Source organism: Kitasatospora sp. NPDC042419 (genome assembly GCF_056437345.1).
On record NZ_JBWKAW010000036.1, the window covers coordinates 12,312 to 27,333 of the forward strand.

The 15,022-nt window shown below is 73.8% G+C and carries 10 protein-coding genes; all 10 read left to right on the top strand.

The window, feature by feature from the left end:
- The first annotated feature begins 229 nt into the window (after nt 1–229).
- The gene (locus AC067J_RS38600; protein WP_478307446.1) at nt 230–1,870 is read left to right on the top strand and encodes a CTP synthase; all 1,641 of its coding nucleotides are present in this window, start codon (nt 230–232) and stop codon (nt 1,868–1,870) included.
- Nucleotides 1,871–2,012: 142 nt separating this feature from the next.
- Entirely contained in the window at nt 2,013–2,657 is a 645-nt protein-coding gene (locus AC067J_RS38605; RefSeq protein WP_478307447.1) for an NUDIX domain-containing protein, read from the top strand.
- A 467-nt stretch (nt 2,658–3,124) separates the two neighbouring features.
- Nucleotides 3,125–5,491 carry a tetratricopeptide repeat protein gene (locus tag AC067J_RS38610; protein WP_478307448.1) on the top strand — a complete coding sequence of 789 codons (2,367 nt, stop codon included), beginning with the start codon at nt 3,125–3,127 and terminating at the stop codon, nt 5,489–5,491.
- A gap of 261 nt (nt 5,492–5,752) precedes the next feature.
- Complete coding sequence (gene ald / locus AC067J_RS38615; protein ID WP_478307449.1) at nt 5,753–6,868, top strand: alanine dehydrogenase; 1,116 nt, start codon at nt 5,753–5,755, stop codon at nt 6,866–6,868.
- A gap of 615 nt (nt 6,869–7,483) precedes the next feature.
- The gene (locus AC067J_RS38620) at nt 7,484–8,551 is read left to right on the top strand and encodes a ParA family protein (protein WP_452153408.1); all 1,068 of its coding nucleotides are present in this window, start codon (nt 7,484–7,486) and stop codon (nt 8,549–8,551) included.
- The gene (locus AC067J_RS38625; RefSeq protein WP_478307451.1) at nt 8,548–9,255 is read left to right on the top strand and encodes a hypothetical protein; all 708 of its coding nucleotides are present in this window, start codon (nt 8,548–8,550) and stop codon (nt 9,253–9,255) included. The genes AC067J_RS38620 and AC067J_RS38625 overlap by 4 nt, the downstream gene beginning before the upstream one ends.
- A gap of 841 nt (nt 9,256–10,096) precedes the next feature.
- A complete protein-coding gene (locus tag AC067J_RS38630) occupies nt 10,097–10,933 on the top strand; it encodes a segregation and condensation protein A (RefSeq protein WP_478307452.1) in 837 nt (278 codons plus the stop codon).
- A 527-nt stretch (nt 10,934–11,460) separates the two neighbouring features.
- Entirely contained in the window at nt 11,461–12,054 is a 594-nt protein-coding gene (scpB, locus tag AC067J_RS38635) for an SMC-Scp complex subunit ScpB (RefSeq protein ID WP_478307510.1), read from the top strand.
- 63 nt (nt 12,055–12,117) lie between these two features.
- Nucleotides 12,118–13,551 (top strand): pseudouridine synthase, encoded by a 1,434-nt coding sequence (locus AC067J_RS38640; protein WP_478307454.1) that lies wholly within the window; start codon nt 12,118–12,120, stop codon nt 13,549–13,551.
- A gap of 380 nt (nt 13,552–13,931) precedes the next feature.
- Nucleotides 13,932–14,915, top strand: coding sequence for a TrmB family transcriptional regulator (locus AC067J_RS38645; RefSeq protein WP_478307456.1), 984 nt, complete (start codon nt 13,932–13,934; stop codon nt 14,913–14,915).
- The last annotated feature ends 107 nt before the right edge of the window (nt 14,916–15,022 follow it).

Sequence of the window (15,022 nt, forward strand, 5' to 3'; positions counted from 1 at the left end):
GCCGGAACGCGTCCGGCCCGGGTCACTGTTACCCTGGTATCCCGTGGACCGGTGGGATCAAACGCCCCGGACCAGCCGAACCGACGACCCCCGGGCGCCGTGCACCGCACCGCCCTCCCAGTCGGCAGGCGAGCCGCGAGCCCTCCCACCACGTCACGTCCGACTCGCGACCCACGGGAGCCCCCTCTTGGCACAGCCCCATTCCGGCAAGGCATCGAACAGCCGCGCCGTGACGACCAAGCACCTCTTCGTCACCGGGGGTGTCGCCTCGTCTCTCGGCAAGGGCCTCACCGCCTCCAGCCTCGGTGCCCTGCTCAAGGCCCGTGGCCTGCGCGTCACGATGCAGAAGCTCGACCCGTACCTCAACGTGGACCCGGGCACCATGAACCCGTTCCAGCACGGTGAGGTCTTCGTCACGGACGACGGCGCCGAGACCGACCTCGACATCGGCCACTACGAGCGGTTCCTCGACACCAACCTGCACGGCTCGGCCAACGTCACCACCGGCCAGGTCTACTCCACGGTCATCGCCAAGGAGCGCCGCGGCGAGTACCTGGGCGACACCGTCCAGGTCATCCCGCACATCACCAACGAGATCAAGTCCCGGATCCGCCGCATGGCGACCGAGGACGTCGACGTGGTGATCACCGAGGTCGGCGGCACCGTCGGCGACATCGAGTCGCTGCCGTTCCTGGAGGCCGTCCGCCAGGTCCGCCACGAGGTCGGCCGGGACAACGTCTTCTTCGTCCACGTCTCCCTGCTCCCCTACATCGGCCCCTCGGGCGAGCTGAAGACCAAGCCGACCCAGCACTCGGTCGCGGCCCTGCGCAACATCGGCATCCAGCCCGACGCCATCGTGCTCCGCGCCGACCGCGAGGTCCCGCAGGCCATCAAGCGCAAGATCTCGCTGATGTGCGACGTCGACGAGGAGGCCGTGGTCGCCGCGATCGACGCCAAGTCGATCTACGACATCCCCAAGGTCCTGCACGGCGAGGGCCTGGACGCCTACGTGGTGCGCCGCCTCGACCTGCCGTTCCGCGACGTCGACTGGACCACCTGGGACGACCTGCTGCGCCGCGTCCACGAGCCGCAGCACATCGTCAAGGTCGCCCTGGTCGGCAAGTACATCGACCTGCCCGACGCCTACCTGTCGGTGACCGAGGCACTGCGCGCCGGCGGCTTCGCCAACAACGCGCGGGTCGAGATCAAGTGGGTCACCTCCGACGACTGCGAGACGCCCGAGGGCGCCCAGGAGCAGCTCGGGGACGTGGACGCGATCTGCATCCCCGGTGGCTTCGGCGACCGCGGGGTGGACGGCAAGGTCGCCGCCATCACCTACGCCCGCGAGAACCGGATCCCGCTGCTCGGCCTCTGCCTGGGCCTGCAGTGCGTGGTCATCGAGGCCGCCCGCAACCTGGCCGGCCTGCCCGAGGCGAACTCCACCGAGTTCGACTCCGCCGCCAAGTACCCGGTCGTCTCCACCATGGCCGAGCAGCTGGCCATTGTCGACGGCAAGGGCGACCTGGGCGGCACCATGCGCCTCGGCCTCTACCCGGCCAAGCTCGCCGAGGGCTCCATCGTCCGCGAGGTCTACGGCGGCGAGCAGTACGTCGAGGAGCGCCACCGCCACCGCTACGAGGTCAACAACGCCTACCGGGCGGACCTGGAGAAGACCGGCCTGCAGTTCTCCGGCCTCTCCCCGAAGGGCGACCTCGTCGAGTACGTCGAGTACCCGCGCGAGGTGCACCCCTACCTGGTGGCCACCCAGGCCCACCCGGAGCTCAAGTCCCGCCCGACCCGCCCGCACCCGCTCTTCGCGGGCCTGGTGAAGGCCGCGATCGAGATCAAGACGGCCCCCGCGGCCGAGTAGGCACCCCGTGCCGGGCACCCGGTCGCACGGAGTGCCCGGCTGTTGGAGTGCCCGACTGTTCGCCCGACGGCGGCCCCGCGATTCCCGCGGGGCCGCCGTTCGGCGTTAGATTGTGTCGTACTGACGAAAAGGGGAGAACGTGATGGAAGAGCGCAGCATCGCCGACGTCGCCGAGGGGTGGGAGATCCGGGGGACCACCACGCCGTTCCAGGGCCGGGTCACCGGCGTGCGCACCGAGGAGGTCCGGATGCCCGACGGCAGCTGGGCCCGCCGCGACTACCAGACCCACCCCGGCTCGGTCTCCGTCCTCGCCCTGGACGACCAGCAGCGGGTCCTGGTCCTGCGCCAGTACCGCCACCCCGTCCGCCAGCGACTCTGGGAGCTGCCGGCCGGCCTGCTCGACGTACCCGGCGAGAACCCGCTGCACGCCGCGCAGCGCGAGCTGTACGAGGAGGCGCACTGCAAGGCCGGCACCTGGCGGGTGCTGGTCGACTTCTACACCTCGCCCGGCGGGACCGACGAGGCGCTGCGCCTCTTCCTCGCCACGGACCTCGCCGAGGCCGACGGCGAGCGCTACGCGGCGCACGGGGAGGAGCTGGAGCTGGAGTCCGCCCGGGTCCCGGTCGACGAGCTGGTCCGGCTGATCCACGCGGGCGAGCTGCACAACCCCACCCTGATCACCGGCACCCTGGCGGTCGCGGCGGCGCTGAACGCCCCAGGCGGGCTGGACGCGCTGCGTCCGGCCGACTCGCCCTGGCCGGCCCGGCCGTTCGGGGCCGAGGCCTGAGGCTGAGGTCTGAGGTTGGGGCCTGGCGGGTGACGCCGGGGGCGGGCCGGGCCGGGCGCCGCTGCTCGGCTGCCGGACGGTTCTGCGTGGCCGGGTGACCGGGCGGGGCTCCAGGACGGGACTCCGAGGCGGGCTCCCGGCCTGGGAGCTCGGTCGCGTTGCTCGGTCGGACTGCTCGGTCGGGCTGCTCGGACTGGCGCTGGGCGCGGCGGTCCGGTGCGGCGTCCAGGGGCTCTCGGGACCGGCCGGGCTCCGGGGGACCGGCCCGCTGCGGGCGGCGTTTCCCCGGCCCGGAGGGTGCCCCGGGTCCTGCGCGACGCGACGGGTTGATCCGCGGGGGTGATTTACCGGTTCGTACGACCGGATGTCACCCCGGTCGGGCCGGATCGTCGAACTACGCTTCGCAGACAGGGCGCCCGTCCCGGGCCGCCTACGCTGAGCGCTGGGTGACGTCGGGAGTGGCACGGGTGGCGAGGAAGACGGCGACGATGGAGGCCGGGCCCGGCGCGCCCGCCGAACGCGTTCCCGGGCTGGACCGGCTGCCCGCCGGGCCCGCCCTGTTCGTCGGCCGGCGTGCCGAGCTGGCCGCGCTGCGGGCCGCCGCCGCCCGCCCTGCCGAGGGCCGCAGCCCCGTCCTGGTCGTGGCCGGCCGTCCGGGCTCCGGGCGGACCGCGCTGGCCGTCCGGTTCGCCGTCACCGTCGCCGCCGACTACCCCGACGGTGTGCTGTTCGCACGCCTCTCCGCGCCCGACGGCGGCCGGGTGCCGCCCGCGCGGGCCGCCCGCCGACTGCTGGAGCAGCTCGGCGCGGACACCGCCGGCGTCCCGCTGCCCGGGGCTGTCGAGGACGGCCGGGACGAGCCCGCCTGCGTCGCGCTGCGCGAGGCACTGGCCGGGCGGCGCGTCCTGCTGCTGCTCGACGACGTCCGGGACGCCGGGCAGCTCTGGCCGCTGCTCGCCGACGAGTCCGGCTGCCTCGTCCTCGCCACCACCGCCGGGCCGCTCACCGGGATCGAGGACATCGACCCCGTGATCCTCGGCGGGCTCGACCGGTCGGCGGCGGGCGACCTGCTGGGCGATCTGGTCGGCGGCACCAGGATCAGCTGCGACCCGGTCGGCGGGGCCGACCTGGCTGAGGCCTGCGCCTCGCGCCCGGCGGCGCTGCGGCTGATGGCGGGGTGGCTGCGGGGCAACCCGAAGCTGGCCGTGACGGACGCGGCGAAGGAGCTGGTGCGGGCGGTCTCGGACGCGGACGCGCGGGAGACGGCGCAGGGGGAGGCGCGAGGGGAAGTACGGGGCGAGGCGAAGACGGGGGCGGTGGGGGCGGCTGGGGGCAGCGGGCAGCCGGGGAGCAAGGGGGCCGCAGGGACCGGCGGGCCGGGCAGCGGGTCGGCCGGTGGGTCTGCCGGTGGCTCGGTCGGTGGGTCGGTCGGTGGCTCGGTCGGTGGGTCGGTCGGCGCGTCGGAGCAGAGGGACGGGGCCAAGCAGTCGAAGGCGTCGAAGGCGTCGAAGGGGGCCAAGCGGCAGGCGGGACCGGGCGGGGCGGAGAAACCGGGCGGGACGGGAAGGCCGGGCGGGGCGGAGCGGGGGTCTGCGGGCGGGCGGGACGGCGGCGCGGGTACGGCCGGGCCTGGTGTCGGGCCCGCCGTCGGGCCGGAGGGCCCGACGGACCCCGGGACGGATCAGGGGACCGGCCAGGGGCCGGATCCGGCGCGGGACCAGGCGGCCTGGGTGAAGCCCGGGCCGGAGCCGGCCGAGCCCGTCCCCGTCCCTGACAACGACCCGCTGATCGGCGCGTTCACCCTGACCTACGCGACCCTGTCCGCCGCCCAGGCCCGGATGCTGCGCGCGCTAACCCTGGCGCCCGCCCAGTGCGCGGACCCGCGCACCGCCTCCGCCCTGGTCGGCTGCCCCGCGCCGGAGGCCGCGGCGACGCTGGCCGCGCTGGCCGAGCGGGAGCTGCTGACCGAGGAGCCCCCGGCCGCCGACGGCACCGCCCGCTACCGGGTGCCGGGCCGGCTCTACCCGCGGCTGGTCCGGCTGCGCGATCGGGAGGACCGTCCGGCCGAGGTCGAGCTCGCCCGCGCCCGGCTGCTGGAGCGGCTGGTCCGCCTCACCGACTCGGCCCGGGCGCTGCTCGACCCGGCCGGGGGCACCGGTCCCGACCCGCTGCCCGGCCCGCTGCGGCTGAGGTCCGCCGCCCACGCCCGCCAGTGGCTGCTCGACGAGCGCGACCTGCTGCTCGGCGCCGTCGCCGACGCCATCGGCCAGGGCGACCTGGACGGCTCGGCCGGGCGGCTGGTCACCGCCCTGCTGCGGGCGCTCCCGCTCACCGGCGCGGCCGCTCCCGCCGACCTCCACCAGCTGCACGAGCTGGTGCTGACCGTGGCCGAGCGGCACGGACGCCCCCGCCGGGCCTCCGCCGCGCTGCTCAACCTGGGCGACCTGCAGGCCTCCGCCGGACGCTGGGAGCAGGCCACCGGGCACTACCGGGCCGCCCTGGAGCACGCCCGCTCCGTCGACGACGAGGCGCTCTGCGCCCGGGCGCTGGAGAGCGCGGCCGGCTGTCACCGGGCGCTCGGGGACGCGGTGCGCGCCGCCGACTGGTACGGCCGGGCGCTGGGCGTCCGGCAGTCCATGGGCGACCAGGCCGCCGAGGCCCGGCTGCTCGCCCGGTTGGCCGAGGCGCACACCGCACAGCGCCGCTTCGACGAGGCGGAGCGCGAGTACCGGGCCTCGCTCTCGGTGCTGCGCCGGCTCGGCGACGAGCAGGGCCGGGAGACCGTCGGCGCCGCCCTCGCGGAGCTGCGGGAACGACTCGTCACCGGGTGGTAGCGGGCGCTTCCGGAGTATTGTCGAAGATGCCTGGTTGGCGTGGCTTTGGCAGGAAGATCACCTGGGAAGCCTACGAACCTGCCAATGCGTCCGGCAGATTTATTCACTTTGGAAGGCTGACACGTCGCCTAGGCTTCATTACACTCGGACCTAGTCGCGCAGAGATCTGTGCCCCGGTGTCTTCCGGAGGCTTCCCCACGTGCGCGTCGCCCGCCGGTCTTCTCCGGTAGGGACCCCCATGGCAAGAGGACGTGTTTAGCCGTGAAGGTCGGCATCCCCCGCGAGGTCAAGAACCACGAGTACCGCGTGGCCATCACGCCCGCCGGCGTGCATGAGCTCGTCCGCAACGGACACGAGGTCTACATCGAGGACAACGCCGGTCTCGGCTCCTCGATCCCGAACGAGGAGTACGTGGCCGCCGGCGCCACCATCCTCCCCACCGCCGACGAGGTGTGGGCCACCGCCGACCTGCTGCTGAAGGTCAAGGAGCCCATCGCGGAGGAGTACCACCGCCTGCGCAAGGGCCAGACGGTCTTCACCTACCTCCACCTCGCGGCCGACCGCGCCGGCACCGACGCGCTGGTCGCCTCCGGCACCACCGCCATCGCGTACGAGACCGTGCAGCTCGCCAACGGCGCCCTGCCGCTGCTCGCCCCGATGTCCGAGGTCGCGGGCCGGCTGGCCCCGCAGGTCGGCTCGTACCACCTGATGCGCCCGGCCGGCGGCCGCGGCACCCTCCCCGGCGGCGTGCCCGGCACCCACCCGGCCAAGGCCGTCGTCATCGGTGGCGGCGTCTCCGGCTGGCACGCGGCCACCATCGCCATCGGCATGGGCTACGACGTGACCCTGCTCGACCGCGACATCAACAAGCTGCGCGAGGCGGACAAGGTCTTCGGCACGAAGATCAAGGCCATCATGTCCAACTCGTTCGAGCTGGAGAAGGCCGTGCTCGACGCCGACCTGGTCATCGGCGCCGTGCTGATCCCGGGCGCCAAGGCCCCGAAGCTCGTCACCAACGAGCTGGTCTCCCGCATGAAGCCGGGCTCCGTGCTCGTCGACATCGCCATCGACCAGGGCGGCTGCTTCGAGGACTCGCACGCGACCACCCACGCCGAGCCGACCTTCCAGGTCCACAACTCGGTCTTCTACTGCGTGGCCAACATGCCGGGCGCCGTCCCGAACACCTCCACCTACGCGCTGACCAACGCGACGCTGCCGTACGTCGTCGAGCTGGCCAACCGCGGTTGGAAGGAGGCGCTGCGCCGCGACGCCGCGCTGGCCAAGGGCCTGAACGTGCACGAGGGCCAGATCACCTTCGGCGCCGTCGCCGAGGCCTTCGGTCTGGAGTCCGTCTCCCTGGAGACCGTGCTCGCCTGAGGCTGAGCACCGGCCCCTCTGAACGGGACGCCGCCCGCACGGCGGCCCGTCGGCCCCCGACCCGCTCCCCTCGGGCCGGGGGCTTCGCCGTGCCCGCGTACAGGTGGGGCCGCGGAGCCCGGGCGGCCGTGTGGGCAAGTGTGCCCGAGGGGCTCCGGCGACCCTGTGGGCGGGTGTGTCCGAGGGGCTCCGATGACCTTGTGGGCGGGTGCGTCCGAAGGGCTCCGGTGACCTCGTGAACGAGGGGTGAACCCGGTGGTGACGGAGGGGGTGGCGCGGGCGGGTCGCTCTGTCGTCAATTTCCATCGGTCGCGTCACCCGACCGCAGAAACGTTAGGGTCAAGGGCTCGCGCATCCCTTGACAGAGGGTCGCCTGATAGTCGACACATCCTGCCCACTACCGTGGATTGTGTTGCTGCGAACGCCTTGAACGGCCTAGAGTCGCAAACCGTCGGCATGCTGCCACGCTGACGAATCGACATAGAGTCCTGGATGCCCAAGGAGGTAAGACGACTTGTGAATGAGTCGACATTTGCTCCCGGGGGTGGTCAGCCAGGACTGGCGGAGCACACCGCCGGCCAGCCGCGTGAGGAGTCCGGGGCCCGGCAGGCCACCGTGGGCTCGGCCGAGGTCGGCTCGGTCGCACTCCGTACCTTCGAAGCACGCCAGAACACAGCACAGGTGACCACGGTGACCGACTACGACGCCGATCTGCCGGCCCACGGCCTGGCCTACGGCGAGTTCGCCTACGGCGCCTACGACGACCCCGACGCCGAGTACGAGCCGGACCCGGAGTACGCGGCCACGCTGGCCCCCGACGCCGCGCGGCAGCGCCGCGAGCGGGTCGGCCCGACCGGGCGTCCGCTGCCGTACTTCCCGATCCCCGCGCCGGTGGCCGAGCACGGCCCCGCGCAGATCATCGCGATGTGCAACCAGAAGGGCGGCGTCGGCAAGACCACGTCGACCATCAACCTGGGCGCCGCGCTCGCCGAGTACGGCCGCCGCGTGCTGCTCGTCGACTTCGACCCGCAGGGCGCCCTCTCGGTCGGCCTCGGCGTCAACCCGATGGAGCTCGACGTCACCGTCTACAACCTGCTCATGGAGCGGGGGCTGACGGCCGATGAGGTGCTGCTGAAGACCGCGGTGCCCGGCATGGACCTGCTGCCGTCCAACATCGACCTCTCCGCGGCCGAGGTGCAGCTCGTCAGCGAGGTGGCCCGGGAGTCCGCGCTGGCGCGCGCCCTGAAGCCGCTGCTGCCCGACTACGACTACGTCATCATCGACTGCCAGCCCTCGCTGGGTCTGCTGACGGTCAATGCGCTGACGGCCGCTCACAGCGTGATCGTCCCGCTGGAATGCGAGTTCTTCGCGCTGCGCGGCGTCGCGCTGCTCACCGAGACCATCGAGAAGGTCTGCGAGCGGCTCAACCCCGAGCTCCGTCTGGACGGCATCCTCGCCACCATGTACGACTCGCGCACCGTGCACAGCCGTGAGGTGCTGGCGCGCGTCGTCGAGGCGTTCGGCGAGCACGTCTTCCACACCGTCATCGGGCGGACCGTGCGCTTCCCGGAGACCACCGTCGCCGGCGAGCCGATCACGACGTACGCGACCAATTCGGTCGGTGCGGCCGCCTACCGCCAGCTCGCCAGGGAGGTGCTCGACCGGTGCCGCCCCGCCGAGTGAGTCTCCCGGGTGCCGACGAGCTGTTCCGGACCACGGGCGGGATGGCGCTGTCGCCGTCCCTCGCGTCGCGTCCGGCTGCCGAGGCGCCCCGACCGGAGACCGCCCGGGCGGTCAACGGCGCCGGTGACGCGGACGGCGCCGAGGGCGCCGAGGGCGTCGGCGGCGCGGAGTACGCCGCGGGCGGTGCCGAGGCTGGCGCCGGCGCGGCCGGGGAGTCCGGCGACCACCGGCGGGCCGCCCGCCGGGCGGCCGGTTCGGCCGGGACGGCGGCGATGCCCGTACCCGCGCAGCCGGGCGGGCAGGGCGGTGCCGGGCAGGGCGCCGGAGCCGGCGGTGCTGTGGGTGCTGTGGGTGCGCAGGGTGCCGGAGGCGCTGCGGGGCAGGGCGGCCGGGCCGCCGCGCCGGGTCCGCGCCAGCACGCCGGTGCGGTCGAGGAACAGACGGGTGCCGCCGGACGGCCCCGTCCGCGGGGCCGTGCCCCGCGCCGTCCCAGCGGGCGTGAGCGGCATGACGAGAAGATCACCGTGTACGTGTCCGCCGAGGAGCTGATGGACCTGGAGCACACCCGGCTGGTGCTGCGGGGCGAGCACGGCCTGGCGGTGGACCGCGGCCGGATCGTCCGGGAGGCCATCGCGGTCGTGCTCGCGGACCTGGAGCAGCGGGGCGAGGCCAGCATCCTGGTACGGCGGCTGCGCGGGCGCTGAGGCGCCGCCGGGGCCGTGTGCCCCGCTGAGGCCGTCGGGGACCGTTGAGGCCCGTCCAGGCCCGTCCAGGGCCGCCGAGGGCCGCCGAGCCGATCGGGACGGCTGAGCCTGCCTGCCGGGGCCGCCGATGTGGGCTGGTGCTCGCTGTTGCTCGCGGGCGGTTCGGCGGTGGCGGTGGTTCGTCGAGGTTCGCAGGTGCGCGGCGGGGCCTGTTGCCCGGTCGACGGGTGTTGACGTCTGTCGGTCTCTGCCGCGGTCCGTCCAGGGACGTTCGGGCGACGCGTGTGGCGTCCGAGTCGGGACGCGGGCCGGGGCGGGCCGGGGCTTGAGGTGAGGGCCGGAGGTGTCCTGGCGGGCGCCGAGAGGCGTTGAGAGGCGCTGAGGGACGCTGGGGAGCCTGGGAGCCGCCGCGAGGGCCCGGGCGCCGGGAGGGGCACCGGAGCCGCGTCGAGGGCCTGCCGGGGCTCCTGGTGGGCCCCTGTGGGCCTTATCGGGCCGTCGAGGGCCGTCACGGGCGGGTCGCGGGTTCGGACGCGGCCGGGGCCCCGGGACTCCCGGGGAGGCACGCGCGGCGTGTCGGCGGCCCCGGCGCGGACCGGGCGGCGACACCGGGTGAAGATGGATCGCCATGCCGAGTACGCCCGAACCCCCTGTCGTCACCGGGACCGCCCGGTCGGTCGAGCCGACCGTCCCGCCGGCAGCACAGCCGGTCGCGTCGTCGGTCGCACAGCCGGCTGCTCGGCCGACCGCTCGGCCGACCGTTCAGCAGGGCGGGGCCGTCGGGGCAACCGGCAGTGCGGCCGCCGGGGCGGGCGGGGATGAGCCGCGGGGCGGCTTCCGGGTGCACCTGGACAACTTCGAGGGGCCGTTCGACCTGCTGCTGAGCCTGATCGCCAAGCACAAGATGGACGTCACCGAGGTGGCGCTGGCGACGGTCACCGACGACTTCATGGCACACATCCGGGCCATGGGCCCGGACTGGGACCTGGACGCCGCGACGGAGTTCCTGGTGGTCGCCGCCACCCTGCTCGACCTCAAGGCGGCCCGGCTGCTGCCGGCGGCCGAGATCGAGGACGAGGAGGACCTCGCCCTGCTGGAGGCCCGGGACCTGCTCTTCGCCCGGCTGCTCCAGTACCGGGCCTACAAGCGGGCGGCGGCACTGTTCGGTGAGCGCTGGGCCGCGGAGCTGCTCCGGCGGCCCCGGTCCGTCGGTCTGGAACCGCGGCACGCGCAACTGCTGCCCGAGGTCGTCATCAGCATCGGCACGGAACGGTTCGCCCAGCTGGCGGCCCGGGCGATGGTCCCGAAGCCGAAACCCGTCGTCTACGTCGACCACATCCACACACCGCCGGTCAGCGTGCGCGAACAGGCGGGGCTGGTCGTCGGGCTGCTGGCCGAGCTGGGCGAGGCGACGTTCCAGCGGCTGGTCGCCGACGCAGCGGACGACATGGTCGTCGTCGCGCGGTTCCTGGCGCTGCTGGAGCTCTACCGGGAGCGGGTGCTCGCCTTCGAGCAGCCGGAGGCGCTCGGGGAGCTGGTCGTGCGGTGGGTGGCCGAGGCGGATCGGAGGTCGGTCGAGGTGACGGACGAGTTCGACCGGCCGACGGGGGAGGCGGGGGAGGCGGGCGCAGGGTCCGGGGGCGGGCGGAGAGAGCAGAGAGAGGAAGGCCGGCGATGACGGTTGGGGCCGACGGTGGAGGGCGGGTGCCCCGGCGGCCGCTCGGCGTGCCGGGGCAGCCACGGGCCGAGGAGTGGCTGGAGCCTGCGCCCGGGGTGCTGGTGGAGCCGGCTTCCGGGGCGGTGGACGGAGCGCTGGACGGGCCGGTGGACGGGGCGGTGCACGGTGGCGCGGGGGCTGCCGCTCCGGAATCGACCGGCGGGGCGTCCGGCGGTGTGGCGGGCCGCGACGTGGCGGGGGTCGCTACGCGAGCCGTTGCGGGGGTGGGAGCCGGTGCGGGTGCTGCGGCGGGCGGGGGCTCCGGTGCTGTGGGTGCTGTGGGTGCTGTGGGTGTCGAGCCGGTGGTCGTGCACCGGAAGTCGGCCCCGTCGACTTCTGGTGCGGCTGGTTCCGGTGCCGCTGAGCTCCTCGGCTCGGACCAGGCTCACATCGCGGAGTCGCTGCCGCTGCCGCTGCCGTCGCCGGCCTCGCCGGTCTGGTCGGCTCCGGACGGGCCGGGGCTGCGGGCGGAGCTGGAGGCGATCCTGATGATCGTCGACGAGCCCGTCGGCGAGGCCCACCTGGCGTCCGTGCTGGAGAGGCCCAAGGCGGAGGTGGCGGCGACGCTGCGCGAGCTGTCCGCCGAGTACACCGCGCAGGGCAGGGGCTTCGACCTGAGACTGGTGGCCGGCGGCTGGCGGTTCTACAGCCGGACCGTGTGCGCACCGGCCGTCGACCGCTTCGTCCTCGACGGCCAGCAGGCCCGGCTGACGCAGGCCGCGCTGGAGACGTTGGCGGTGGTCGCCTACCGGCAGCCGGTGTCCAGATCGCGGGTCTCAGCCGTCCGTGGTGTGAACTGTGACGGCGTGATGCGTACCCTGGTACAGCGAGGACTGGTGGAAGAGGCCGGATCCGAGCCCGAAACAGGTGCGATCCTGTATCGGACGACGAACTACTTCCTGGAACGGATGGGGCTCCGCGGCCTGGACGAGCTGCCGGAGCTTGCTCCCTTCCTGCCCGAGGTCGACGACGTGGAAGCGGAGTCCCTGGAGGGCACGATGATCGCGGAGGCGGTCGCCGCCGCTGCCGTGCAGGCCGCGGACGGCAGTGGCGAGGCCGGTCGGGCTGCGCCTGATCGGTAGGGGGCGGTGAGGTCGGCCGAAACGACCGCACATCCCAGACGGTAACGACGTACGGACACTTTGATGCGTAGCAGTGGCAACGGCAGGAACAGCAGCGGCGGCGGCAGCGGTCGCGGCGGACAGGGCGGGGGCCGGGGCGGCTCCTACGGGGGCGGCTCCGGTCGTAGCGGGTCCGACTCGCGCGGTGGCGGTTCGTACGGCGGCGGTGGTGGTTCGTACGGCGGTGGCTCGGGCTCCTCGCGCGGTGGTTCGTACGGCGGCTCCGGCGGCGGCTCGGGCTCCTCGCGCGGTGGCGGTTCTTACGGTGGCGGCTCGAGCTCCTCTCGGGGTGGCTCGTACGGCGGCTCCGGCGGCGGCTCCGGTGCCCCGCGCGGCGGCGGCCCCTCGCGCGGTGGAGCGGGCTCCTCGCGCGGCGGCTCGTACGGCTCCGGCTCCGGCTCGTACGGGCGGGACGACCGGCGCGACGGCCGTCGGGACGACCGGCGTGACGACAGGCGTGACGACCGCCGCTTCCCCGACCGGCCGCTGCGGCCGGAGGAGCGGAAGTACGACCGCCCCGAGTTCGGCGGCGGCCCGAACGCGACCCCGGCCCGCGGTGGCTTCACCGGCCGCCGGCCCGGCCCGGCTCCGCGTCCGCGCCGCGAGGGGCAGGGCGCCCCGGGCGACCCGCGCCGCCAGCCGCAGCGCTCGCGCGAGCTGCAGGCCCGGATCGAGGACGCGGTGCTCGCCCGGCACGACAAGCCGGCCGTGAAGCTGCCCAAGACCTTCGGCGAGCCCGAGGGCGAGCGGCTGCAGAAGGTGCTGGCGCGGGCCGGCATCGGCAGCCGGCGTGCCTGCGAGGAGCTGATCGAGCAGGGCCGGGTCGAGGTCAACGGCAAGCGGGTCACCGAGCAGGGCAAGCGGGTCGACCCGGAGAAGGACGAGATCAAGGTGGACGGCCTGACCGTCGCCACCCAGTCGTACCTGTTCTTCGCGCTGAACAAGCCGGCCGGCGTGGTCTCGACCATGGAGGACCCGGACGGGCGGCAGTGCCTCGGCGACTACGTGACCAACCGGGAGACCCGGCTGTTCCACGTCGGCCGCCTGGACACCGAGACCGAGGGCATCATCCTGCTCACCAACCACGGCGAGCTGGCCCACCGCCTCACCCACCCCCGGTACGGCGTGACCAAGACCTACCTGGCCGCCATCCAGGGGCCGATCCCGCGCGACCTGGGCAAGAAGCTGGCGCAGGGCATCGAGCTGGAGGACGGGTTCGCCCGCGCCGACAGCTTCAAGGTGGTCTCCAACGTCGGCAAGAACTACCTGGTCGAGGTGACCCTGCACGAGGGCCGCAAGCACATCGTCCGGCGGATGCTGTCGGAGGCGGGCTTCCCGGTCGAGAAGCTGGTGCGCACCCACTTCGGTCCGATCGCCCTGGGCGACCAGAAGTCCGGCTGGCTGCGTCGTCTGACCAACCCCGAGGTGGGTCAGCTGATGCGTGAGGTCGGTCTGTAGACCGGTCGGTCTATTCGAGCGGGCTCTATGTAGACCGGTCGGTATATTCCAGCGGAGTTTCTGTAGACCGGTCGACATATTTTGAAGCGGCGACTGCTCTCGCGGCCGGCTTCTGTGGACCGGTCTACATATTCCGTGTGCTGGCCGGTGGATCTGTAGACCGGTCTGCATAATCGCGTGTTTCCCGAGGGCCTCCCCGCCGAGTGGCGGGGAGGCCCTCACGCCGTTCGGCGGGTCCTGCTGTGAAGCGGGCCGCATAGCCGGGTGATCGCCTTGTCAGCGTCATGATCCGTGGCTGAAGATTGCCACCTGACCACGACCCGCCGGGTGGCGGGACTGCGCCATCGGCGCGGGGCGAGAGGTGAACGGGGAGCGACGCCGTGTCCGATGCACCACTCAGCGCTCTGGGACTGGCCGCACCCGACGGACGGGTCTACGCGGCGCTGGTGGCCAATCCGCAGTCGACGGCGGAGGACCTCGCCGCCCTCTGCGACCTGAGCCTCCAGCAGAGCATCCGTGCGCTGGACCGGCTGGCGCAGCAGGGCATGGCCACCCGGGCTCCGGTGGACCGGTACCGCTTCCTGCCGGTCGCCCCCGACGTCGCGATCGGCACCCTGATAGGCCACCGCGAATCCGAGCTGCGCCACGCCCGGGCCGAGATGCACCGGCTGATGGACGCCTTCCGGGAGGCCTCGCGGTACACCGACCCGGCCCACTCGGTCGAGGTGCTGACCGGCGGCGAGGCCATCGCGCAGCGGCTGGAGCACATCACCGAGACCAGCCAGTACCAGGTCCGGGGCTTCGACTGCCCGCCGTACATCCAGGACCCGGTGGCCAACATCCCCCTGCAGCGGCAGCGGATGAAGGAGGGGCTGCGGTTCCGGACCATCTACGACCGGGAGGCGGTGGCCTGGCCCGGGCGGCTGGAGAAGAACATCCTGGTCGGGGTCGCGGACGGCGAGGAGGCGCGGGTCAGGCCGGTGCTGCCGATGAAGATGATCATGTCGGACGACCGGATGGCGATCATCCCGATCAGCGTGGGCGACAGCGTCCTCGACGCCGCCTACGTCATCCACCCCTCGGCGCTGCTCCAGGCGCTGGACACGCTGTTCGAGGCGGAGTGGGAGCGGGCCGTCCAGTTGCAGGCGGCGATCGGCGCCACGGAGGAGACGCCGGAGCCGGAGGCCGACCACCGCAAGCTGCTCGGGCTGCTGGCGGCCGGTCTCACCGACGAGTCGATCGCCCGGTCGCTCGGCTGGAGCGCCCGGACGACCCAGCGCCGCCTCCAGAGCCTGATGCGCGAGCTGGGCGCCACCACCCGCTTCCAGGCCGGCATGGCGGCCCGGGAGCGGGGGTGGCTCTGACGCGGTCGGCGCCCCGGCGCGTGTGGGGAGCCGGTGTGGTCGGCGCCCCGGCGCGTGTGGGGAGCCGGTGCGTGCGGTGCCCCGGTGCGGTCGGTGGCTCGGCGGGG